This window comes from Helicobacter salomonis, assembly GCF_017979425.1.
Classification (GTDB): Bacteria; Campylobacterota; Campylobacteria; order Campylobacterales; family Helicobacteraceae; genus Helicobacter; species Helicobacter salomonis.
Map to the genome: position 1 here is coordinate 1 of NZ_JAERIS010000017.1, position 23896 is coordinate 23896.

At 44.2% G+C, this 23896-nt stretch carries 20 protein-coding genes; 4 read left to right on the forward strand and 16 right to left on the reverse strand.

Going from position 1 to position 23896, the window contains the following annotated elements:
• Positions 1-300 precede the first annotated feature (300 nt).
• Both KCO92_RS04695 and KCO92_RS04700 read left to right on the forward strand, forming a co-directional pair.
• Positions 301-666 (forward strand): hypothetical protein, encoded by a 366-nt coding sequence (locus KCO92_RS04695; RefSeq protein ID WP_104694889.1) that lies wholly within the window; start codon positions 301-303, stop codon positions 664-666.
• Between the two features lie 15 nt (positions 667-681).
• Positions 682-3975: a CCDC158 family protein gene (locus KCO92_RS04700; RefSeq protein ID WP_199766144.1), complete on the forward strand. Its 3294-nt coding sequence runs from the start codon at positions 682-684 to the stop codon at positions 3973-3975.
• A gap of 115 nt (positions 3976-4090) precedes the next feature.
• Here KCO92_RS04700 and KCO92_RS04705 read toward each other — a convergent pair whose 3' ends face one another.
• From KCO92_RS04705 to KCO92_RS04735, 7 genes are all read right to left on the reverse strand, one after another.
• Positions 4091-5164 (reverse strand): BspA family leucine-rich repeat surface protein, encoded by a 1074-nt coding sequence (locus KCO92_RS04705; RefSeq protein ID WP_233710404.1) that lies wholly within the window; start codon positions 5162-5164, stop codon positions 4091-4093.
• Positions 5165-5607: 443 nt separating this feature from the next.
• Positions 5608-5802, reverse strand: coding sequence for an SEL1-like repeat protein (locus KCO92_RS04710; protein WP_158653525.1), 195 nt, complete (start codon positions 5800-5802; stop codon positions 5608-5610).
• Between the two features lie 168 nt (positions 5803-5970).
• A complete protein-coding gene (locus KCO92_RS04715) occupies positions 5971-6123 on the reverse strand; it encodes a hypothetical protein (RefSeq protein ID WP_158653526.1) in 153 nt (50 codons plus the stop codon).
• A 209-nt stretch (positions 6124-6332) separates the two neighbouring features.
• Positions 6333-8798 carry a dynamin family protein gene (locus KCO92_RS04720; protein ID WP_104694892.1) on the reverse strand — a complete coding sequence of 822 codons (2466 nt, stop codon included), beginning with the start codon at positions 8796-8798 and terminating at the stop codon, positions 6333-6335.
• Positions 8799-8808: 10 nt separating this feature from the next.
• Complete coding sequence (locus KCO92_RS04725; RefSeq protein ID WP_104694893.1) at positions 8809-11037, reverse strand: dynamin family protein; 2229 nt, start codon at positions 11035-11037, stop codon at positions 8809-8811.
• On the reverse strand, positions 11038-12087 hold the full coding sequence (locus KCO92_RS04730) for a hypothetical protein (protein WP_210647453.1): 1050 nt from the start codon (positions 12085-12087) through the stop codon (positions 11038-11040).
• 110 nt (positions 12088-12197) lie between these two features.
• Positions 12198-12752: a dynamin family protein gene (locus tag KCO92_RS04735; RefSeq protein WP_210647454.1), complete on the reverse strand. Its 555-nt coding sequence runs from the start codon at positions 12750-12752 to the stop codon at positions 12198-12200.
• 195 nt (positions 12753-12947) lie between these two features.
• On the opposite strand from KCO92_RS04735, the gene KCO92_RS04740 reads away from it, so the two are divergent.
• Positions 12948-13223, forward strand: a complete 276-nt coding sequence (locus KCO92_RS04740; protein WP_199766145.1) for a hypothetical protein — start codon at positions 12948-12950, stop codon at positions 13221-13223.
• Positions 13224-13740: 517 nt separating this feature from the next.
• On the opposite strand, the gene KCO92_RS04745 is transcribed toward KCO92_RS04740, so the two are convergent.
• The gene (locus KCO92_RS04745; RefSeq protein WP_104694896.1) at positions 13741-14082 is read right to left on the reverse strand and encodes a hypothetical protein; all 342 of its coding nucleotides are present in this window, start codon (positions 14080-14082) and stop codon (positions 13741-13743) included.
• Between the two features lie 777 nt (positions 14083-14859).
• Complete coding sequence (locus tag KCO92_RS04750) at positions 14860-15528, reverse strand: hypothetical protein (protein ID WP_210647455.1); 669 nt, start codon at positions 15526-15528, stop codon at positions 14860-14862.
• Positions 15529-15734: 206 nt separating this feature from the next.
• Between KCO92_RS04750 and KCO92_RS04755 the strand changes: the two genes are divergently transcribed.
• Positions 15735-15968: a hypothetical protein gene (locus tag KCO92_RS04755; RefSeq protein ID WP_104696121.1), complete on the forward strand. Its 234-nt coding sequence runs from the start codon at positions 15735-15737 to the stop codon at positions 15966-15968.
• Between the two features lie 1051 nt (positions 15969-17019).
• Here the strand turns inward: KCO92_RS04755 and KCO92_RS04760 are convergent.
• Genes KCO92_RS04760 through KCO92_RS04790 form a run of 7 tightly spaced genes read right to left on the reverse strand, consistent with a single transcriptional unit; the run spans position 17020 to position 23810 of the window.
• Positions 17020-17166: a hypothetical protein gene (locus tag KCO92_RS04760; protein ID WP_158653586.1), complete on the reverse strand. Its 147-nt coding sequence runs from the start codon at positions 17164-17166 to the stop codon at positions 17020-17022.
• A gap of 45 nt (positions 17167-17211) precedes the next feature.
• Positions 17212-18090, reverse strand: coding sequence for a formate dehydrogenase subunit gamma (locus KCO92_RS04765; RefSeq protein ID WP_411710213.1), 879 nt, complete (start codon positions 18088-18090; stop codon positions 17212-17214).
• 6 nt (positions 18091-18096) lie between these two features.
• A complete protein-coding gene (gene fdh3B, locus KCO92_RS04770) occupies positions 18097-18738 on the reverse strand; it encodes a formate dehydrogenase FDH3 subunit beta (protein ID WP_104696123.1) in 642 nt (213 codons plus the stop codon).
• A gap of 1 nt (position 18739) precedes the next feature.
• Positions 18740-21553, reverse strand: a complete 2814-nt coding sequence (locus KCO92_RS04775; RefSeq protein WP_104696124.1) for a formate dehydrogenase subunit alpha — start codon at positions 21551-21553, stop codon at positions 18740-18742.
• An 18-nt stretch (positions 21554-21571) separates the two neighbouring features.
• Entirely contained in the window at positions 21572-21787 is a 216-nt protein-coding gene (locus KCO92_RS04780) for a hypothetical protein (RefSeq protein ID WP_104696125.1), read from the reverse strand.
• 8 nt (positions 21788-21795) lie between these two features.
• Complete coding sequence (locus KCO92_RS04785) at positions 21796-22398, reverse strand: molecular chaperone TorD family protein (protein WP_324726189.1); 603 nt, start codon at positions 22396-22398, stop codon at positions 21796-21798.
• A 2-nt stretch (positions 22399-22400) separates the two neighbouring features.
• Positions 22401-23810 (reverse strand): 4Fe-4S binding protein, encoded by a 1410-nt coding sequence (locus KCO92_RS04790; protein WP_104696127.1) that lies wholly within the window; start codon positions 23808-23810, stop codon positions 22401-22403.
• Positions 23811-23896 lie beyond the last annotated feature (86 nt).

Here is a 23896-nt window from a genome sequence, read left to right on the forward strand (position 1 = left end):
TTTAGAACCCTTTAACTTTAAAAGCATGAAGCACTTTAAGAACTGGTTTAAGAAGTATGAGGCATAAAAGCATATCTGTACTAACAATCATCGCACATGAAAACTTTCTTCAAGCCCCCACGGCGTTTGAGTGGCAAACTAGGCAAGTGAGTTTACGAACGTACCCTTTAGGGTTGCTTAGTTTGCAAACTAAGCAACCCACTTCGTAGGACACTTCGCAAGCTCCGTTTTGCCTAGTCTGCCCTGCGGGGCTTAAGATGAGTGTAGTAGAATAGTAACATTAGAACTAAAAGGCTATGCATGAAGAAGGATTATCGCAAATTCTCTCAGCGTTCTTTAGAAGCTCTTGAGAGTCGTTATGGTCATGAAATCATAAAGCTGAGGGATAAATACCAGGACACTAAGAGTAGGTATGACAAAGAGCTCAAAGCCTTGCAAAATAAAGTGAATAGAGAGATTAGAGCATTCACTAATAAGATGAATAGAGAACTCATCGCCTTTGAAAAGAAAATGAAACGCGAGCTAGATAGTATTAAGAAGCAGGGGGAGAAAAAGACAGAGGAGCGTCAAAGAATCAATGACATTTTGAATAAGAGGGCATTTGAAAATCAGACTCAATCCCAAGAGTTACAAGAACCTGATAACTCTAACCCCACAGTACAATGAAGGGATTAGAACAATATGGGTGCTCTTTCATCCATCCACTTCAAGCCCACCAAGCATGACATCCAAGAAAAGCATAACGATCGCACCATTGCCCCTCATTATGTACTCAAGAGTGGGGGACTAGGTATAGAGTGTAATCACAATGCCCTAGAAGCAAGAGCTCTAAGAGATAGTCTAGTAGAGCAAGCCAAGCTCCATTATAAGCACCATGTCAACCAGCCCTTCAAGGCTAAGAGTTATCTCTGGAGTGCTGTAGTCAATCTCAAGGACACGAGCGCCATGCAAGACCTAGAGCGACTAGCCAACCACTTCAAAGATAAGTATGGGTTTCAATGCTATCAGATTGCTATCCACAGAGATGAGGGGCATGTGGATGAGAATGGTGTGCTCCACCTCAATCACCATGCCCATTTAGAGTTTGTGACCCTAGATGAGAAGACGGGCAGGAGCTTGTTTAGAAAAGTCACGCCTAAAGTGCTCAGACAATTTCAAGATGAAGTCGCCCAAATCTTAGGGATGGAGAGGGGCGAATACGTAGAAAAAAGCGGGCGCAAACGCATTGAACCTAGAGCTTATGGGGCATTGATGGAGAAGGCTAGAGAGGAGCGTAAGGGGCTCAAAGAAAAGTTAGATAGTGCTGGTATTTTAGAACATAAGTTTCGGTGTGTGTTTGCTCACTTGATCGATGCTGGTGGTGAAAAAATAGAGGACGACTTTACTGCCGCATGCAAAGAGAGGGGTGTATGGGGTAAAGGTGGACTAGAGGCGACTAAAGGGCAGTTGGAGGTATTTCTTAAGCTAATGGAGAATGAGTTTGAGGAGATTAAAAAGCTTAAGGAGGATTACAACAACCTACAAGCAGATTTCACTCGCTCAGAGCATGAACTCAAAGGAGCTAAGGAGCAACACCTAGCCGATATGAATGCCATTTGTGCCATAGCAGGACAACCATCTAAACAGAGCGAGAATCTAGAAAAGGCCAGCAAGAACGCCAAGCAGAGCATGAGACTCTGGCGTGTTAGAGCAAACAAATATGGAGCAGAAGTAGGAATACTCAAGCAAGACAATGCTTGCAAAGATAACACACTTGCTACCTTGAGCGATGAGAACACAAGGCTTGCCAAAGAATCTCAAGATAACCTGTCTTGCAAACTTGTTGCAGAGAGTGAATGCAATGAGCTCAAAGAGAAACTTGCACGCTCAGAACAAAAGCGCATGGAGACTAAAGACAGAGCCAGCCAAAGAGTTACACAACTGAAGACAAGGCTTTATTCCACTAGAGATGAAGGAAGGAAATTACAACAAGAGATTGCCAGCAAAGATATAGCTCTAGCCACTAAAGACAAGACTATCAGCGAGCTAACCGCAGACCTAGATGCCATTTTTACAGCTTGTGGCTTAATAGACCCTAGTAAGAAGCTTACAGCCAAAGAGAGAAGTAAAGACATAGAGGGAGTAGTCAAAGAGTGGGTGCAAATCAATAGTGCGCTAGGTGACTTAAAGCTCTACACGCAGCAAGACTACATGGAGTTGCGCCAATTAAAGCAAGATAGCAAGATCAAGACCATAGGTGGATTGCAAAAGAGAATACGAGAACTAGAGGATAATGCCCTGGCGCAATATAAGGATAAACTAGATGAATTAGAAAGCCAACACCAACAATCTTTAAAAGATAAAGACGAAGCACATCAACAAGCTTTAGAGGCTAAGAAGCAAGAGTATCAGCAAACCCTAAATGACAAAGATGATCAAATCAAACAACTCAAGAGCGATAAAGCTAACCTAGAGGGACAACTACAAACCAAAGAGCAAGAACATACCAAAGATTTACAAGCAATGCAAAACAAGATAAGTAGCCTTGAGAAAGAAAAGGCCCAAAAGGACACGACAATAAGCGACTTGGAGGCACAGATCACCCAGTACACCCAAGAGCTAGAGAAAGTAAAGCCAGAGCTTGCAACACTGCAAACTAATGCTAACACATTACAAGACCTAAACAATACACAGGCCCAAACAATCAAGCGAGCTCAAGAGGCGAATGAAAAACTACAACAGGCAAAGCAAACCCTAGAAGCCAAGCAAAAAAGCCTCACGCAAGAGTTAGAGAGCTCTAAACAAGAGATCGCTACGCTCAAGACCACTAACAAGGAACTACAACAAGAGAACCTAAAGCTCAAACCTGTATATCTCACTAAAGAACAGATTAAAGCTAGGCGTTTGGCAGAGAGGCAAGAGCTTATGGGCAAGGGCTGTCCTAAAGAAGCCTTTAGAGAATTGAGTGCCCTAGATGATGAGAAGCTCACCCAAGCACAACTAGATGAGCGCATTTTAAACATTTGGCTCAAGTATGCCCCCGACTACATTGCTGACCTAGAGAGCACACAGGCTAACCTAGAGCAAGAGAACCAAACCCTTAAAACTGAGTTAAAAACAGCAAAAACAGAAGCAAAGAGTCAAGCACATATCAAGGCTTTTGAAAGAGAAGCTGTTAATCTCATTAGAAAGCATGTAGCCCCCGTTAGCACAGGTGTAGTGGCGCATATCCAAGCCAGTGGTGAAAAGATTACAGCGATCCATAAACAATGCCAAGAAGAGATGATCCAACAAGCGAGTGTGTGTGTGGTGTTTGGCGAAGAGTTGAAGGCGGGCAAATTCAAAGCTTTTAACAATGTAAAAAAACTTTTTGGCAAGGGGGTTAAAGACCCCATAACCTATGAGTATGTAGAGCGGGGCAAAATCCATTACAGAGAGCTTAACAGACGAGAGCAAGCCATAAAAGATACATTAGCAGACACCCTTAATAAGCACAGCCACGCGGTGCAAACTATCAACAACCAAGCCTGTCAAGTGATCTTAGAGGCTGTGGAGAGTGTCAAAGATGGGATTGCCAAGCTTGCCACAGAGTTTAAAAACAGCGCAGAATATGGGGCAGAGCTCAATCAGACTAAAGGACAGATAGATAGCCTTAAAAACGATAAAGAGCGTTTGCAAAATAAAGTGAGTGCCTTAGAAAAAGAGCAAGAGACTAACAAGCAGGAGGTAGAGAAGGCACGGATCAATAATGAAGCTTTTAAAAGGAGTGGCATTGAAAACACGAGACTTAGAAACGACCTACAAACCGCCAAAACAGAGCTAGAAACTACACAGGCAGATTTGAAGGATACAAAAACCAAACTCGAGGACACACAGAGCGCATTGCAAGCTTTGCAAAAAGTTATAGAGCCTGAAGCTACTCTTACACCCGATGATTCAAAGACAATCGATACAACCCAGCCTGAGCCTACAAAAGGACATAGACCTAAGATTTAGAAGTTGTCGACTCTTGTGGTACTCGATATAACAAAACTTTGATGTTGCCTAAGTGCTCTTAGACCTGACAACAATCTTTCTCTAAGTTATTGAAAACATAACTTAATAATTTCGCTTATTCCCGATACCACACCGGAAACTCTGCTAAACTTTCACAACCTGTAAATATGCTATCCATGTTATCAACCTTAGACACATTCCATTTGTCTAAAGGCTGGTTAAAGTTTGCACAACCACTGAACATGTATCCCATTTTTATTACACTAGACACATCCCAACTATCTAGGGGTTGATCGAAGTTTTTACAACCACTGAACATGTGGCCCATGATTACTACATTGGAAACACTCCAGTTGTTCAAAGGTTGGTTGAAATTCACGCAGTTCTCAAACATGCTCCACATCTTCTCTACCCTAGATGTGTCCCATCCATTCAAGGACTGATTAAACAAAGTACAATTCTTAAACATGCTATCCATATTGGTTACATTAGACACATTCCATTCGTCTAATGGCTGATCGAAAACAACACAGTTGTAAAACATCTCTTGCATATTTACTACATTTGAAACATCCCACTTTTCTAAGGATTGGTTAAAATTTGTGCAATCTTTGAACATACTCCACATATTCTGTACCTTAGATGTTTTCCATTCATTCAAATGTTGGTCGAAAATGGTGCAATTCTCGAACATGCTTTCCATATTTGTTACACTTGAAACATCCCAGTTGCCTAACGGTTGATTAAAATTTACGCAACCAGCAAACATACTAAACATATTCGTTACATTGGAAACATTCCAACTATTCAATGGTTGATTAAAATTTATACAACCAGCAAACATACTTGCCATATTCGCAACTTTGGATACATCCCAGTTGCCTAACGGTTGATTAAAATTTACGCAACCAGCAAACATGCCTCGCATGTCTGTTATCTCAGACACATCCCAAGTTTCTAATCCAGAAAAATCCTTTCTATTGACTCCGTTAAATAGATTGCCTAAGTCCTTGTGCTCTAAATCATCAAGGACAATCTGACTTAGATGAATATCCTTGCGAGATACTAATCCTTTGAGCTCTATACCGCTTTTTGGATGATACTTTTTCAGGTTACTCTCCTTTAAAAGTTTCTGAAATTCAGGAAGTATTGTAACATTAATTTGAGAATATACTCTTATGCTAAACACATAAGTCAAAAGGATGTGCACCCAACTTAAACACCCACATCTTTAGACACTGTCGCGACAAGATTCCTAACGATAAATTGTATTGTATGGCTATAGATAAAGTACGGTCTCACACTACTTTTGACCTTGCAACAACCAGAGTGGTTTTGGAGGCGTAAAGAAAGTTAGCATGGTCTAGAGAGTGTTAGGGGTTTTAGCTAACTCTTCTTCCCCTTACTATTTAAATCTCCTTGAATCCTGTGTGCACGACAAGGAAACCATAGGTAAACGTGCATTATAATTATCCCGAAAAGAGTTCTGTTGAAGTGTGAAAATTTTCCACATTACCTCGTTATATTCTTGGAACAATCGGATAGATAGTCCACTATCTTCAATGCGATCCAAATCCGACATGGCTACTCAACATTTCGTTCATCTCATCAAGTGATTTTTCAATCGTATCTTCATCTGATTTTTGAGCGTTTGCAAATGGTTACAGATCTCTTGCAACTGGATACGGATTTTTTAGCATATCCCAGCCACTCCAACGCTTCTTTAGCTCGGCGTTCATCTGTCTCATCCCCCATACCCATGGCTTTTTGGTAATACTCACGAGCTTTGACATAATCCTGCGCCACACCGTTACCATCCCTATACATGTCTCCTAAGTTCTTTATAAGCCCTAGCATGTCCCATGTCTGTAGCTTTTTAGTAGTGTTGCGCTGCTTTTTTGTGATCCAGTTGGACACCTCGACCATTGTGATATAAACCCAAAACTAAAATGCGTATTGGCATTGCAATGAGAAATATCCCAGCTCGCCAGCCCCTCAAAGTTTTTTCGATCTTAAAAGAGTAAGATCATCTAGCACCCCGCTCAAATCTTCAGGCACGCTAATATCAATTTCTCCTGAATGCACGCTCTCATCTCTAACTAGCTCTTTAAGTTTCTCTTTTGTTGTGGGGAAATATTTCTTTTTCATCGCCATATTCACCTTTCTTTTAGGAACACCATCTAGGGAGTCTAGAGAGAGAATCGCAAAATTGAAACATGTCCTGAGTACTTTCTACTGGATACATCTCAGTTATCCAAAAATTGGTCAAAATTTGCGTAAAAGCAACTGCAACACACCCTCCTGCCCTGATAAGGATAAACTAAGAATTAAGCTTGAATCAGGCTCAGGTGCATTTTTTATAACTTGCTAAGTGCCTTTTGAGCAAGTCTTATCGCCTTCTCATTTCCGCTTTCAATAGCTTTTTGATAACATTCTTTGGCTTTGATCCTGTCTTGCGCTGCACCATAGCCGTTTTCATACATTACGCCCAAATTGTAGTATCCCACACCATGCCCCATATCAGCCCCTTTTTGATAACATTCTAAGGCTTTGGCATAGTTTTGTGACACGCCTTGCCCATTTTCATACATGTAACCTAAGTCCACATAGCCAGCTGCATATCCCATTTCACCGGATTTTTGATAATATTCTAGAGCTTTAGAGTCACTCTGCGGGGCACCTTGACCTTTGTCATACATGACTGCTAAACTGTGACAAGCTCTAGCATTTCCCATACTAGTCGCTTTTTGGTAGCACTCCATGGCCTTAGCGTAATCTTGCGCTACACCTTCACCGTTCTTGTATAGGATACCTAAATTACGATAAGCTCCAGCACTTCCCATTTTTGCTGCTTTTTGATAGTATTCTAGGGCTTTAGAAAAGTCCTGTTGCACACCCTTGCCAAGATCGTACATGAGACCTATTTCAAAATAAGCTTCAGCTGGTTCTTTTCCATCTAGCATCATTTTTGCGATCTCGCGATACTCAAATGCCTTAGCATCGTCCTGCGCCACGCCTTGACCTGCAAAATACATGAGACCTAGATTATTATAGGCTGCAGAACTACCCATCTCGGCAGCTTTTTGGTAATACTCCACCGCCTTAGAATAATCCTGCGCCACGCCTTGACCTTTTTCATATAGACTGCCTAAGTTGCAACAAGCTCCAGAGTTACCCATTTCAGTGGCTTTTTCCCAGTATTCTTTAGCCTTAACATAATCTTGTGGCACACCTCTACTATCATAGTACATGAAACCCAAATTACAATAAGCCTCCGCACACCCCATCTCGCCAGCTTTTTGGTAATGTTCTATGGCTTTAGTATAGTCTTGTGCTACCACGCCCCGACTTTCACAATACAGGATAGCCAGGTGCGCATGGGTTTGCGCATTAACATGTGAAAAATTCCACCCCTCCAACCCCTCAAAATTTTGTGAGCGCAAAGAAGTGAGATTGCTCAACACCCCACTTATGTCCTCAAGTGCGCTGATGTCAATGGTGCTTAAAGGGATATTTTCATCTTTAAGAAGCTCTTCTAACTCCTCTGTGGTTTGTGGAGCGTAAGTTTGACTAGCCTCCTCTCCCTCCTCCACCTCATACACTCTCCCAAACAGCGCATCCACAGAAGTTTTAAGCTCCATAAAAGCCTGTTCGAAGTCCTTAGCCAATTGCTCATGGCTGACTTCTTGTTCTCCTAAGGCGATATTTTTAATGGTGTTCATATAGCTTTCTATTTTTTCGGTGCGATCGGCATAGGCATCATCAATCGCTCCTAGCTCTACACGGATAGAGTGAAAAGCCTTTTGCACCTGTTTAGCCTGTGCTCTTTTGTGATCCAAAGTGGCCTTATACTTCTGATACACCTCCTTATCCAACGCCTCAATGATGTCTCTTTGACTCATCGTGTGCTTATGGCTAGCTAGTTGGCTTAAAAACTCTTCTAAGCTCATCTTATCAAAGCCATACTCTTGTTTTTCTACTGCACTATATAGACTAATCCCCTCATACTCCATCCCCTCCATCTCCAAAGTGTCTTTGATGTGTTCTTTCACTAAGTCTAAGTCTTCTTGAGCGCGCATATCTGCCTTGCTCACCACAATGTAGAGCTTCTTGTTCTCTAAGTCCAGGGCTTTTAAAAACTCCAAATCACTACTAGTCAAGTTGCCCGCTGAAGCATCTACAGCTGTAAGCCATAAAATAGCTGAAGAGTTGGAGAGAAACTCTTTGGCGGTGTTTAAGTCTTGGACTTTATTGGCATTGTTATCCGGGTTATAGCCAGGAGTATCAATAAAACAGATGTCCGCATAAGCCTTGTTTTCAAAGCTTGTGCCCACTACCATGAAGGGTAAGATGTCTTTGAGATTAAAACCAAATTGCAAGGGTTGCTCGGCATTGTGGCTGAGTTGGTCTAAGATGTTTGGTGCAATTGCTCCTAAATCCACCACAGCATTGTTCTTAGAAATGCCCAGAATTTGCTCTTGATCGGCATCCATCACATAACTAGGGATGGCCGTAGTGGGGTTCATCCCAATGGGCAATTGGATAGAAGCCCCTAGTAGGCTATTGACAAATTGGGACTTGCCTGCACTAAAGCCTCCCCCCACAGCAATGATGTGTTTTTGAAAGAGTTCAGGGTAAGCAGCTATGACAAAGATTTCATTCTCTAAGGCTTGTAAGCGTAAGAGAACATCGAGTTCATTGGGGATGGCAATCTTCTTGCTCAAATCTCTAAACTTTTCAATGGCTTGATTAAAATGCCCTAAGTCCTCCCCTTGAAACTGGGCGGATAACACCGCGCTTACAATTTTTAATTCTTGTTGCATATTCACCTCCCTAAAGAATTTGGCGCACTTGTTCTAAGAGTGCATTATAACGGCGGATATTTTCTTCTTTATCCTGCGCGTCTTGTTCTAATTCTTCAATCTCTTTCTTGTAAGAGCCCATCAGCTTTGTCCCAATCTGTGCGCCCTTGATAGCGGATTCTAGAGCATTGAGAATGCTCTTTACATCGCTTTTAGCACGCTCTTTTAAGCTATACGAATACTCTTCAGCCGCACTCAAAAATGCTTCACATTCACTATCCCCCACCAACTCCCCTGATTGGTTGAGAATGGAGGGTAGAGAGAAGTTATAGGCAAATGCGGGCAACTGGATAGAGGCAATCACAGCGCGCACACTGGATTGAATCACATCTGGGTCTAAGTATTCATCCCCCACACCCTTTTGCAAGGCTTTGAATAAATCCTCCTTGAGCTGTTTGCGCCAAATGGTGATGTTTTTATTGTAGGCACTATCTAGGAGATCGCCAATCTCACTGGTGGCTTCTTGCAAGGCTGCGCGAATCGGACTGGCTTTGAGAGTTTTGTAGGTAATATTGTAAGTCTTGTATTCGTAGCGATTACCCGTCAGGCTACGCCAACCCAAAAACCCCATTCCCTTATCAACTCTTTTTGTCCTCTCTTCTGTTTTAGACCCCTGTGAGCTCTCTTGTGCCCGCTCAATTTCTCTAAAGAAACTTCTAATTTGTTGATCCAATTCTTCTCTAAGCTTGTTAGAAAGCGCGATTGCCGTGTCCTCAAAGGCTTCATCAGCGATAGACATCACTTTAGTTTGGATTTTCTCTAGCTTTTTGAGTTGCTCTTTGAGTTCGTTTAAATCTAGGGTGTTGAGCTTATCCACCTTGTTTTGCAAGGCACTGGCCACGCCCTTAGCAAACTGCTCTAAACTCTTGAGCTTGCTTTGCAAAGTTTCTTGCAGAGCAGCTGTGATAATGGCTTCTTTTTGTGTACGCACTTGTTCTAGGATTTGCAAGACCTTTTGGGTGTTGGCTAGTAGGTTCAAATTAGAGAGAGCACTCTCTTTAGTAGCAAAGAAATCGGGGTAATTCTTGCGTAGATTCTCTAGTACCTTCTTAGCATTGGGGTCTTGTAAATTGTCATAATGGTTAGCAATCTCTGTGCTCACCCCAGAGCTAAAGAGCACCTCAAAGGCACTGAACTTGGCACAGGCCTCTGCACCATACTCTTCTTGCTTAGAGGTGAAGATGTCCTTTTGTTGGCGAGTGAGATTGGCTAGGGCTTTTTGGATGGATTGGGGTAGATTACCTCCAGCCTTAATCTCAGGGGCACTGAGCACATTGTCAAACTGGGAGGCTACGATGTGAAACTCTTTGATACCATTTTTTTGTTTGATGCTTTTAAGGAGCTCTAAATCCCGTGCGTTGAGAAACTGCCCACTGGGAGACACTAAAAAGACCACATCACAAGCGGCAATGAGCGATCTTGTGCGCTCCTCCCTAGAGACGATGGGATCGTCCATCCCAGGAGTGTCGATAATCTTGAGTTCTTTAAGGCGTTCTTCATTGAGGCGCAGCGTGATAGACTTGCTAAAGGGCATAAACTTACCACTAGAGCCCACATAGTCTTTGAGCTTTTCTCCCAGTTCGCTGTAACTGCCACACTCCACCTTTTGACTAGAGGGTAGACTGGAGGCTTGGATACCACTTTGTTGCATTTGCTCGTATTGTTCAAAATGGGCGTGTAAAGAAGAAGTACTGAGCTCCTGAGCGGCCATCTTTTTAGCGTTTTCACGCAATTCTGCATCGCTCTTTTTCTTCACCAAATTAGCGTTTTTCTTAAACTCCTCGTATTTGCGCTCTGTAGCTTCTTGGAGCAATTGCTGGTATTGGGCGTGCTTGCTTTTAATGTGCTCCACTTCTTCGGGGGTGTAAAAATCCACCTCTGCCTCAAAGCTCTCCCCATATTCTAAGATGGTGAGTGCCGCTGTCATGGGTGTAGCGGCTTTGGGCAACACACTCTGCCCTCCAAAAACTAGGGCATTTAAAAACGAGCTCTTGCCTGCTTTTACCCGCCCTAAAATCCCAATCTTTAAATCCCGATCTGCGTGCGCCTTGTCCTCAAAGATTTGTTTTAACTCGTGAGTGGGTTGGATGTCTAGCTCTTTCTCTAGGGCATAAAACTCTGTGCCTAGATTGTTATCTTTGATAAAATTCTCTAAGCGACTATTCACATCAAGCAAATGCTCTACACTAATCTCGGCCATTTATTCTCCTAAGTATTGTTGGTGTAAGTGTTCTAGGTTGCTAAGTGTGCTCTCTAAGGCACTGATCTGACTCTGTAAGTCCTGTGTTTGCTGGCTTCTCTGTTCTTGGATTTGTTGGATTTGATTCTGTTTTTGGGCAATTCTCTCACTAAAGACTTGGCTAGTCTGGGCAATGATGGTGTTGACTTGGGTACTAAAGTAGGCACTTAGCTCGGGTCTGATCTGGGCTAAAATACTGGGGATCACTTGATTGGCAATCTTCTCTCTAACTGCCTCTTCTTTCTTGCTTTGCACGAATTTAGAGAAGATACCGGGCAGGATAGACAAGAGTGTGCTTAAGATTGTGCCTACAAGCGGATTGATTGTAAAACCCAAACGTCCCAAAGTTTGCAAAGCCACTGCCCCTGAAGAAGCTAGGGCAAGATTGGAGAGAAACCCTGCTTTACCCTCTTGCTTGTTCTCTAAAGCCCGCATCGCCGCAAAGCAACTGCTCTCTACAAAGTCCTTGAGGTGATCGGCCCAGGTATTGAGATCATCTGCTTCAAAGGCAATGCCACGCACACTCATCTGAAAGTCTTCAATGATGTGCTGGTTGATCCCAATGAGTTTTCTTTGGATTTCAGCTAATAACACAGGGCGGATGATATTATTGATTTCTCTTTCAAAATCTCCTCCCTGCAAGATGATTTGCACGAGTAGATTGGCATTGCCCTCTAAAGCCCTTCTGACCTCTGTTAAAATGCCTTCAAGATTGTGATTGGCATAACGGCTTTGTGCCTGCTCTAGCGCCTGTTGCCTCTGTGTTTCAATCTGAGACATCTCCTCTTGTAAGCTCTGGATTAGGGCTTGATTCTCTTCTTGATTGCTATGCAAGCCCCTTAACTCTGTTTGCAATTGTGAGCGCATGTTTGTATAGAGCAACTCTAAACGGGCATGAAAAATGCGCTTGAAGAGCATTTCACTATCAATACGCCCTAACATCTGGTTGAGGACAATCCTACCATTGTGATCGTCTAAAAACTCTAGGGGTTCTTGGGTGCCAAAATGCAAACTCAGCTGGTCTGCAACAGCTTGCTTGATCTCTTCTAAGTCGCTAGGAGCGACTAGATTTATCTTGCTAAGGGCTAGAGCGAATTGCTTATTAGCCCGCTCAATGCCTTCTAATTCACGCAGAAAGCTCTGGGTGATGATTTTTTCTGTGGCAGAGCAAACAAGGGCGATAAAGTGTACCCCCCCCCCCCCGCAGCTCCATACCTTAAAAGTGCCTTATTGTGGGCTTCAATAGGAGCGTTATAGCCGGGCATATCCACTAAAATCAAGGGCTCAATGGCTTGGAGTTGAGCAGAATTGAGAAACACTTTTAAGTGATTAAACTGAGAAGCTTGGGCTTGGGCATGTGATAAGTCTGCAAGAGCAAAACTAGTGACCACTCCTTCATCACTCACGGCTTCTACACGCTCAGAGGTAGAATATCTGAGCTCTGTAGCAATGGCTGTTTCAGGTGTGATAGCCACCCCTAAAATATCCCTCCCTAGAAAGGCATTGAGCAAACTAGACTTGCCCGCACTAAAACCCCCAATCACAGGGATTAAGAGCTCTTGGTGCTCTATTTCTGCTTGTAGAGTTTGCACATCACTTTGCAACCCCTGTAAGCACGCTGTCTCTAGGCTTTTTACGCCTTCTAGGAAACGTAGATAATTCTGTCGTACAAGCACAAAAAACCTCCCACGGCAATTCTTGCTGTTATAGCATAGTTTTATAGTTTTGTGGAATGTTCCTTGGTTCTTGCTTGGTCCTTGTTATGAGGGAAGTTTTGATGTTGGTGTGTAAGGTGTGCGGCATACAGCACACTATTTTCAACTCTTTCTTGCTACTTTGCTCTCAGAACTTTCTTGGGTAAAGGAGAACGGATGGATGCACTTTTTGATCAATGGAATGAACAGAAAAAGAACACTAACAGATTGGCTCCGCACAGGATTATACCGGGGAGTATTTACTGGGTCTGTGTCGGTTATAACATCGGACATGAGGTGTATGGAAAGTCAAAAACCTTTACGCGCCCTGTTTTGGTCTTGAAGCTTTTAAGCAATAGATTATTTCTAGGTGTACCGCTTTCCAGCAAGACTCATAAAAGAGAGTTACCTATTTGCGCCGTAAAGCCCCTAGCTTTAGCTATGGAGATATAAGGCGTATTTTGTGCTATAATGTCTTTCGTAGAGTGGGGGCATCCACTCTTGGAGTAGAAGTCGTAAGACCCACTTGTGGGCAGGCTTTGATGATACCAGAATCCCCTAGCTTTAGCTATGGGGAGTATGTCAACATACCATCACCTCTTCAGGGACAGCAATAACACCGAACAAATTGCTTTGCTCCACCAACTCAGAGTGTTTGATTCCAGGCGCAGGCAAGGCAAAATCTCAAAAATAGACAAACAAAGCCTGGAAACAATCAGAGAACGGATTAGAAAAGAAGTGATCTAGGATATTCCCTACTCGAAGGTAGGGCAACTCTACACCTGCGAAAACAAGCGTGAGCCCTCACCCAAAACGGGCTACGACCGCATTATGCCACAAAAATAATTGGGTTACCCATAAGGACTTTTATCCCCTGAAGCACTCTCAACCCATGCTGGATAGTCCTTAAACCTGCTACTATCCCAATCCCTTGCAGAATAATCCTCTCGCTCTTAGCTAAGAGGATATCTCAACTCTTTACACCCTTACCCTCCCCTTTAGGCTTTCTACCTTTAGGCTTTTTAGGCTGAACTTGCACCTGTGTTGCCTCTTGCTCTTTAGCCACCTTTTCCATCTCTGCCTGCATTTGCGCTTTCTCTGCCTGCATCTGTGCCTTAGTGCGTCTAACCCGTTTAGGTTTCTCAAAGAGCATAGCCATCTGTGCTTTGATCTCTACAAGCTCATTAACCAAATCCCAAACCTTTGCCTGTTCAAGTTGGGTTTGAATCTCATGTAGGCGTTGTGTTTTTTGCATGAGCTCTTGGGAGTTTTGGATTCTCTCTAGGTCATGGAAGTCTGTCTTGTTATCCATTCATTAATCCTTTATCTTAAATGTAAGAGTATCGCATTTAACTTCAATCAACATTAAATATCAATATAATAGTAATTTATTAAATTAAAATAATATATAATTAAATTATATTAAAATTTATTATATATTTATAAGATTATATAGCTAATACAATTTGTGAGCTTGTTAGCTCTGTAGGTAGACAAAGTTTTCAATTTTTCCACAGACTACACCTCTGAATGGCGTAAAAAAGGCTATTAATACTCAAATATAATTTGATTAAAATTAATTAAATTATATCATAATTTTAAATAAAATTTATTAAAATTTAATTGTAATTTATTTATTTTAAATTATAAAACAGGTAAACCTTTTCAATAGAGTTTCTCATGGGCAAAATCTTGGGATCATACACCGTCAATTCTACTCTTCAAAAATCCTCCATTTCACTTTAGTTCTTCTCACCTTCTTGCCACGCTTAAACCTCCGATGTGTATGAACAACTCACAACCGCCAAGATATGGCAAGGGTATCACAAGAGCACTTTTAGCGAAATGGTATCAAAATCTCTAACTTGTATCTGCACTCCTGCCTCCGAGTAAAAAACATTTGGTTGTGTATGGCTCATGTGACTGACTAGAGTCCTTTGATGTTTGCACAGAAAATGTAAAAAATGTGCTATAATGCAGATGAATTCGAGGGCGGGCTTCTGCCCATCTCCTTACGAATTTTCCTTTTCAAACTGTTCTCCAGCTATTAGGTCCAGCAATCCATCATCAAAGCTTTTCAACACATCATCTAGGAATAGCTCGATGTTTCGGGGTGCGATACCAATGATTGTACCGTTCTTACAGACCTATAAAATCCTACAAAACCCTGCAAAATTCTACAAGGCTGGGATTTCTGCTGTATTCTTGGTTCATCCATGCCTACCATACACCTTTGGTTTTCGGGCGTTTGGCTTTTCGCATGTCCGCAAGCGTTAATTCGGCAGGAACTCTGCCTACTAAAGGCAATGCCTATTTTAGCAAAAATTGGGATTATTGGGGCAAAAATAATTCTATAAAAAATTTGTATAGTTTTATAGAATTTTATAGATTTTATCTTGCTGTTTCTAGCCCTAAACTTAGTCGTAAAGATTTTACTCCGCGTATAGGCACTCTCGTTGATCACTCTGACAATCTCACCCAACGATACCTTTGAAAGAAGCTGTGTATGCGTGAGTTTTCCATTTAACTCCAGTTTTTGAATCTTGCTTGCAATTTTAACATCTGGGTAATGTCTTAACCAGTCAGTAGAAACCTTCCGCTTTTCAAAGTCGAGCAAATTTCGCAAAATTAGCTCTATACTTGCTAACCTTGGCGTAATCTTAGCAATCAGTCTAAGGTTATCAAAATGCTCATCTATACTTTCATACGAATCCAGTCTTTCTTGGGAGAAAAACAAAACTAGCTTGGTCTTCTCCATCACTTATCCAGCAAAACTAACCTAAAGGGAGCTTGGCAGTAAAAAGTGATAAAGAAATACACTCAAAAAGCCTATAACAGCAAGCCATCGGAGAATCATGTGGGGGGTTCCCAGTTTTGTTTTTAAGGGAGTATACAACATCTCAGTACTCTCAACCTTCGTCAGAGCTTCACCATGTTATGCTTCATCTCGCTAAAGGGGTTGTGTTGAGCCGAAAAGAGCGTATTAAACTCGAAATCGATGTGTTAAAAGTCCTGATAGTAGCTCTACTCACCGCCATCTTTGGAGTTTTTGGATTCCTTACGATCAACTATCTCAAGGTCGATTTTACCCAGGGTATTATAATCTCCGTTGGATTAGCAGTCTTGCTTAGCATTTTGCTCATCCTGTCCCGCAGGCTTCTTGCCGATCTTGATGAAGTGGAGGAGATGGAAGAATGATAGGTATTGCGGTCTCTCTCTTTGCGCTTTTCTGCTTTAGTTTCTCCATACTGTACCTGTTATGGGGGTTCAAAAAAGCGGATCGTAAGCGAGCGCACTCCAAGAAAGATACGCACACACATAGCGCAGACAATCAGTGATTTTGCTTGCTCTACTTCTACTCAACCCCTCAACTCCCCTCAATCCATCCCAAACCAAGTCCAAAAAGTTAAGAAAGAGTAAGAGGCAGAGCATAAAATCTAACAACCTAGAACCCCAACAACCCACTCAAAATCAAACATAGCGTTTTTAGCCCCGTAAAGGGGTCATACGCAGCGATTTAGACAAAAAACATACTCCAGTACCCCCAACCCCCAAATGCACTTAGAATACGATTCTGAGCATCCTAGAGCATATAGCCCAAAAACCCTTCTACTCTCTAAGCTCATCTGATTGCTAAACCTCCCAGCGTGTTGCTCGACTCCACACCGTTCAATCTCCTAACATCTCACTTCCAAAGCGCACAAAGATCCTTGGGTGTAAGGTCATTGGTGCCACTACCAGCTAAAACCCTTGCAAATCCTCTCACAAGAACTCAAAATGCTTCACTTCACATCCCCAAAGCACACCTTCTTTCCTCTTCACTTCAAAACACCTTCATAGACCCCTTTAAAATGCTCTATAATCAACACAACACCCTCAACCCATACCGAAACCTACCTGTACCTTTAAAACGATTGTAGAGCGTTTTACAACACTTTTCTCTCCTCTCAAAAGCCCCAGGGGGGTGTGGGGGTCTCCCCCACAAGTAACATGTAAGCTGCGCACCTTGTGTGCGCAGCATTCCGAATCATCAGGAAGCATGCACTGAAAATTTTACAATTGCTTTAAGCTTTCTCGCGTGCGCGCATGCGTATCTCGTGCATTATGCGCGCCCGCGCCATGCGCATGCATGCGCGCGCATGTAGGTGTTTAGCCCTTTTAAAAAAATGTCCATTACAGAAAGATTATGTTCGTAATTTAGATCATAAAATACTACCAAAAATACTACCAATCTTGCAGGTTTCTCTCTCTACAAAATGAGTTTATAGAGGGCATGCCCCCCATAAATGATCCCACCCCCTGCTAACAAGACATATAGAGTGATAATGGTGAGTTTGGAGTGAGGGTAGATACTTCTCTCTTTAGCAACATGTAGTGCTAGCGCTCTTAACGGCATTGTTAACTACTAGCGGGGGGCTACCCCACAAGCACGGAAAAGCCCTTAAACTTTCAAATTCTCCTGGAAATACAAGCTATGTAAAACCTTAACTTCTTCCTCTTCTTTGTGCCCATCGAGCATGGATTGCAAAGACCCCTTGATGGCAAACAAGGACATATACAAATGCACGATGAAAAAGCCCACCAGCACCAGCCCTAAGAAATTATGCACCAACGCGCTTAGGCGCAACAAAGAGATTTGATAAAGCCCTAAAAAATTAGCAATAGTGCTCAAATCCTCCGTATTGAAGTATAAAATCCCCCCACTGGCAATCATCACTAACCCGCCCAAAGTGGCAATCCAAAACCACATCTTTTGCCCCGCATTAAACTTATAAGCAGGCACGGGTTTTTTCTCTTTGGAGAGGTAACCCCCCATGATCACTAGCCATTTAATGTCTGCTAATCTAAAAAACATATCTTTGAGCCACATGAACAACATGGGTAACACCGCCACCATAAACACCACGCAACCCACGCTGTGCACAATGCGGCAAAAGCGCACAAACGCCCCACCTTCAAAGAAATCCCCAAAGATCATGATAAGTCCAGTAGGCACGAGCAAGGTGAAAGAAACCCCTGCGATCCAGTGGATAATGCGGTTAAAAAGCGTAAAAAAAGGGATTTTCTGCCCGTTATGTTGGAATTGCTTGGGTCCAATGATAAGATAGTGCATTAAAAAGCCAAAGCCTACGCCTAGCACTACTGCTAAAAATAGCCACAAAAAATAATGACCCTGCCAGAGAGTCCATAGCTGACCTAATTGACCGGTGTAGGCTTGCCCATAGGGCAAAATGCCTAAAATGCGTTCCTGATCTAGGGGCGTGCTCTGTGCGCTCAAAGTCCCTACCAAACCCGCTAAAGTGAGAAATCGTTTCATCAGCTCCCCCTAAGGTGTTGCGCCCTCTAACTGGTGCGCGGCTTTGGTTTTGAAATCCTGCGCATTGGCATACTTAGCCATCACCCGTTTGCGATAAATATCTGCAATACTCAGCGCATCCCCCACTAGAAGCGCGTTGGTTGAGCAGGTCGCTGCGCACATGGGCACCTGCCCATTGGCAATGCGATTGACCCCATAAAGTTCCATCTCTTTTTGCGAATGCGTGGGCGCAGGTCCCCCTGCACACATGGTGCATTTATCCATCACTCCCCGCACCCCAAACGCCCCATCTCTAGGGAATTGAGGCGCACCAAAGGGACAGGCATACAAGCAATACCCACACCCAATACAAGTTTCTTTATTGTGGAGCACGATCCCATCCTCACGGATGTAAAAACAATCCACGGGACAGACCTGCGCACAGGGTGCGTCTGTGCAGTGCTGGCAGGCAATGGAGATCGATTTCTCCTTACCCTCCACCCCCTCATAGAGAGTAATCACCTTGCGGCGGTTTAAGCCCACCTCCAGCTCATTAGAGTGTGAACACGCCACAGAGCAGGCAAAGCAACTGATACAGCGGTTGTCGTCGCAATAAAACTTCATGCGATTGGCATTGGGGATTTGTTTAGCAGGTTCTAAATTTTTTGCCATATCAAGCCTTTTCAATGCGGCATAGGCCGGCGTTAAATTCGGGGATTTGAGTCACCGGGTCAAAGCCGTAATTGGTGATCGTGTTGGAGCTCTCCCCAGTGGTGTAGGGCTTGGTGCCTTCAGGGTAGCGATGGCTCACATCCACACCCTGCAACACCCCTGCAAAGCTATAGGGCATGCAAATGCGATCGGGGGTAACTGCGTAGCTAAAGATTGCCTTGACCTTAATTTTAGTCCCCTCAGGGGAGTGTATCCACATCATCTCCCCATCTTTGATCCCGTGATTGAGGGCTAAATCGGGGTGGATGTTGCAAAACATCTCGGGCGTAATATGGGACAAGTATTTGCTCGTGCGCTCCAGCATCCCTGCCCCGCTCAAGTTCACCAAGCGCATGGAGGCGATCACGATGGGGAATTCCTTCGCCCACTCCTCTTTAGTCTGTTCGCTAATAAAACGCACATCTACCCTAAAGTTATTCACCTGGTCTTTAATGGCGGGGTATTTTTGCACCAAATCTGGGCGAGGAGAGTGGATGGGCTCTCGGTGCACGGGAATTTGATCGATAAAATTCCACACAATAGCACGCGCACGCGCATTTCCATAGACGCACACGCCCTTCTCATCGCATTTCTTTTGGATGAGTCCGCTGGTGTCCACCTTCCAATTATCCCCCATGATCGCTCTCTCATGGTCGGTAAGCTTAATCCCTAACACCTTTTCGATATTGGCTTTGGTGATTTCAGGGTAACCCCCCTTGATGGCTGAACCCTTGATTGTAACACTCTTATCAGCCAACAAATCCTGCCCCTTGTATTCCTCTCCAAAGCGTGCCCTAAAGCCCATGCCCCCCTGCTTGGTGGGCACGCTAATGTCATACAAAATAGGCGTGCCGGGGTGTTCTGTAGTCCAAGCTGGCCAAGGCAAGCCATAATACTGCCCCTTCATAGGTCCATGCCCCTCTTGGCTGATGTAGTCAAACATATGCCAATTTTCCTGCTGGGCTTTGAGTCGTTCCGGAGTCCAACCCCCCAGTCCAATGATTTTTACCGTGCGCGCAATTTCTCGAGTGGCATCTTCAGGCCATTGGAAGCTTTTTCTGACCTGCACGAGCTCCCCGTCTTGATTAAAATCACAGAGCATCGCCTTGGTGTATTCCTCATAAAAGCCAAACTTCTTTGCCATCTCAAACATCAATTCGTGATCCTGTTTGGCTTCATAGAGGGGTTTAACCACTTGGCTACGCCACTGCGCGGCGCGGTTGGTTGCCACCACAGTCCCCTCGCACTCAAACTGAGTTGCAATGGGGAGGACATAGACCCCATCGGGTTTTTCTGTGAGGATCGCTGCCTCATTCAAGAAAGGTTCGGCAATGACCATTAAATCCAATTTTTCAATGGCTCTAGCCATTTTGATATTGTGTGCTAGAGAGGAAACCCCATTGCCTTGCACCCATAGCCCCTTAATGGGCGCGCTAGAGTGAGTCTTGCTCTCTTGTAAGACACCCTCATGCCAAAGCGACACACTGAAACCTTTTTTGTGCATCCACTCAGGCGCAAAAAAGCGTTTTTGCAAACTCTCAAAACTCACACCCCAACACTTGGCGTAGTAACGCCAACTAGGCTCGCTTAGACCATAGTAGCCAGGCAAGTTGTCGGCCAAACATGCCATGTCTGTTGCCCCTTGCACATTGTCATGCCCGCGCACGATGTTACAACCCCCACCCTTTTTGCCCATATTGCCTAGAACCAGTTGCAAGATGGAGAGCATGCGCGTGTTGCCACTCCCCACGCTGTGTTGTGTAATCCCTAAAGCCCAACCCAGAGTAGCTGGTTTGGCTGTTGCAAACACGCGGGTGGTTTGGATGAGCAAGCTAGCTGGCACGCCAGTAATGTCTTCGACCACTTCGGGGGTGTATTTCAAAGCCTCTTGTTTGATGGCCTCAATCCCATAGGCCTGGTTTTTAATAACCTCTTTATCTTCCCAGCCATGCTTAAAGATCAAATGCAACATGCCATAGATAAAGGCAATATCGGTCCCTGAGCGAATCCGCACATAAATATCCGCTTTAGCCGCACTCTTGGTAAAAACTGGATCGATCACGATGAGCTTGGCGTTATTGCGATCCTTGGCTTGCAAGAAATGCTTAAAGCCAATGGGATTGCTTACGGCCGTATTCAGTCCCACCATCATGATTGCCTTAGAATGCCCGACAATGTCCCCAAAGTGGTTTGTCATCGCACCATACCCCCATGTATTCGCCACACCGGCGACTGTGGTGCTGTGTCAAATCCTAGCTACATGATCGATGTTGTTTGTCCCATAAAAGGCGGCAAATTTGCGCCAATAATAGGCTTGCTGGGAGTTCATCTTGGCACTCCCTAAAAACATCATGCTATCAGGGCCATACTCTTCACGCATGGCGATCATTTTTGCGCTGATTTCATCGATCGCCCGCTCGTAGCTAATGCGCTTCCACTGCCCTCCCTCTCTTTTGAGGGGGTATTTGAGGCGCATTTTAGATTTCACTAGATCAATTTGATCCACGCCCTTACAGCAGTGACTACCCGCGCTGATGGGGTGATCTTGGGCCACATCTTGGCGAATCCACACTCCATCCTTGACCTCAGCAATGATTCCACATCCGGCCGAACAGATACTGCAGATGGTTTTGACTCTTTTGACTCCCTCATTGGGGTCGATGACCTTATCCTCTTTTTGACTCGCCTTGGTGTTAGCAAAGGCCAAACCAGCCCCCACGCCTGCCCCAATCGCACCCATTTTTAAGAACGAGCGACGACTTAATTTTTCCGCCATGTTACTTCCTTTCCCACACTACCACACGCTTCTGTAGAAAATGTCCCAAGCAGGGGTTTTGTGATAGAGAATTTCTTTTTTATTACTCTTGCCCACCACCACACCATTACTATCTGGATCGGTATTAGTGAAGCGCTTTTCGGGCATGCTCGCTAGCAAACTTTGGCCTGCCAAGGCTCCAGCCCCCAGCATTCCCAAGCGCTTTAGAGCGACGCGCCGTTTATTGTCTGACATACTGCCTCCTAATGCAGGTTGAAGAACAACCTTTCGTGTTGGATAAATGCACCTAGAATTATAGCGCAGCTTTGGTAACACGCGCTCTTTTCATGTGTGCTGATAGCCTCCAAAAAAGCATCGCTAAAGAGGTGGAAAAAGTCCTTAAAAAGGCGTTCATGCAGACTGAAAAAAGCCTGATCTTCTAGTAGTTTCTGTAAGAATGCGTTCATCATGAGAGTTAAAAAGGCTAGATCGTCCTCACTGGTTGGACTTGTGATCGTATGGCTCTCTAATCTGAGGTTTGATTGCTTTAAAAGCGCGATAGCCTCTAAGCGTTTTTTGCCATTGTCCTGACCTTCTAGGTAATAGGATGCGCTCAAGGGCACAAATTGAGAGCTCGGAGAAAACAACACTGCGTTTTGCTCCTCTTTAAAGGCTTCTACTCCCTGTTCCAAAAAGTGGTGAAACTCTTGCCAGCCTTGTGCCGTGTGCGAATCAAAGGGGAAGTTTTTAAGGTGATCCACCAAAGCTCTTAACTCGTTAAACACGCTTTCATTGTGCACGAAAACGACCATGTAGTGCCATAGGCGGTAGTAAAGGGCGCGCGCACAGATGAGATTGGAGTCCATGCTCATTTTAAAATAGAGTTAATATCTAGCATGTCTTCTAGCATGATTTTCACCTTACAATCCGCGCAGGCGTAAAGGGCGGCGATCCTGCGCGCATCGCCTTGAAATCTAGGGGTCATGATTGCTGCGATCTTTTGCACGCTTTTAGTCGTACCAATGGGTTTGCCACACATTTTGCACGCAAACAAGCTATCTTGTGCCATCACCTTGGGCGCGAAATACGCCGGATTTAAGGCAATCCCATCGCGCTCCAAATGCAAACAATCCTTTTCAGGGCATGTTGCCTCGCAATATCCGCAGGTGGTGCAAAGGCTAGGATTAAAGAGCAAGGTATAGGCGTTGCCATCTACACTGAGCGCATTGGTGTTGCACGCCCCCACACAAGAGAGGCAGAGGGTGCAGTTAGAGTTAATCTCGACATGCCCGTAACGGATAAAACTAGCCGAGGGCACGCTCCCATAATCCCCCTCACCTATGGCATGTTTGAGGCGTTGGGCAAACAAATCTCGCTTTGTGCGCGCGGGGATGTTGGGGGGGCTAAAGGGGGTAGCGAGGCTTTGTGCGTTCTGCAGACATGCGCGTAGTCCTTCTGCATGACTAGCGAGCAAGATAGCCTCTTTTTGGTAAATCTTGACATAAATGGTGTTGAGTAGGGCGATGCTCTCCAAAGTGCCTACGCCCAACCCCTGAGGAGCGTAGATCACAATCTGACTACCGCTCTCTTGCAAGAGAGTGAGCAGGGCGACTTGCTCCAAGATGTTGAGGTTGAGACAGAGGGGTAAAACCTCCTTTTTAAGGGGAATGAGGGGTAAATCTACCTTATGGTCCATAAGCAGGGGAACATACCCCTTGTAGAGTTTAGCCACCTCCTGCATGCACTCCAAACTAAAGCCAGAATAACTCAAACTCCCACTAGGGCACACGCTGATACATTTCCCGCAATCGATACAAATCCGGTGGTTGATGACTAAATGGCGGTTATCCTCACATGTTAAACCCTGAGAGTGCGCGATTTGGGGGTCTAATTTGGTAATAGCCTGAGTAGGGCAGACTTCGCTACACTTCCCACAACACTCCACACGCCGCTGGTGGTACTGACAAACCTCTTTGTTGTAACTAAAGAATTCACTAAAAGAACCCTCTTGGGTGGGGGTGTGCTTGGTAGCATCAAAGTCAAATTGCAAACCATGCACCTCATAGAGGAGCGAGAGACTTTGAGCTAACTCCAAGGAGCTTTGAGTGCTTTGCTCTACTAAAAAATTGACCTCCCTAGCCACTCTCTTAGCCCCCTGCAAAGGCACATTAGCCACCACGCACTCCACATCTAATTCAACATTCTCTACAACCTCAATGTGATCGTGCAACACAACATCGGGGTAAGCGGGGTTTTTGGCATAGACAAATTCCAACATGATTCCATTCTAAGATATTTAGTTAAATGGATGGGTGAAACACCCCTCCCCAAAGGGAGCGACTTTCTGCTTATCAAGTGTCTATA

Bases quoted from the DNA above. Each gene is read 5' to 3' on its own strand.
- KCO92_RS04695 (WP_104694889.1), top strand. From the start codon at position 301: ATGAAGAAGGATTATCGCAAATTCTCTCAGCGTTCTTTAGAAGCTCTT.
- KCO92_RS04700 (WP_199766144.1), top strand. From the start codon at position 682: ATGGGTGCTCTTTCATCCATCCACTTCAAGCCCACCAAGCATGACATC.
- KCO92_RS04710 (WP_158653525.1), bottom strand. From the start codon at position 5,802: ATGTATAGGGATGGTAACGGTGTGGCGCAGGATTATGTCAAAGCTCGT.
- KCO92_RS04715 (WP_158653526.1), bottom strand. From the start codon at position 6,123: ATGAAAAAGAAATATTTCCCCACAACAAAAGAGAAACTTAAAGAGCTA.
- KCO92_RS04720 (WP_104694892.1), bottom strand. From the start codon at position 8,798: ATGCAACAAGAATTAAAAATTGTAAGCGCGGTGTTATCCGCCCAGTTT.
- KCO92_RS04725 (WP_104694893.1), bottom strand. From the start codon at position 11,037: ATGGCCGAGATTAGTGTAGAGCATTTGCTTGATGTGAATAGTCGCTTA.
- KCO92_RS04740 (WP_199766145.1), top strand. From the start codon at position 12,948: ATGGATGCACTTTTTGATCAATGGAATGAACAGAAAAAGAACACTAAC.
- KCO92_RS04745 (WP_104694896.1), bottom strand. From the start codon at position 14,082: ATGGATAACAAGACAGACTTCCATGACCTAGAGAGAATCCAAAACTCC.
- KCO92_RS04750 (WP_210647455.1), bottom strand. From the start codon at position 15,528: ATGGAGAAGACCAAGCTAGTTTTGTTTTTCTCCCAAGAAAGACTGGAT.
- KCO92_RS04760 (WP_158653586.1), bottom strand. From the start codon at position 17,166: ATGCCGTTAAGAGCGCTAGCACTACATGTTGCTAAAGAGAGAAGTATC.
- fdh3B (WP_104696123.1), bottom strand. From the start codon at position 18,738: ATGGCAAAAAATTTAGAACCTGCTAAACAAATCCCCAATGCCAATCGC.
- KCO92_RS04780 (WP_104696125.1), bottom strand. From the start codon at position 21,787: ATGTCAGACAATAAACGGCGCGTCGCTCTAAAGCGCTTGGGAATGCTG.
- KCO92_RS04785 (WP_324726189.1), bottom strand. From the start codon at position 22,398: ATGGACTCCAATCTCATCTGTGCGCGCGCCCTTTACTACCGCCTATGG.
- KCO92_RS04790 (WP_104696127.1), bottom strand. From the start codon at position 23,810: ATGTTGGAATTTGTCTATGCCAAAAACCCCGCTTACCCCGATGTTGTG.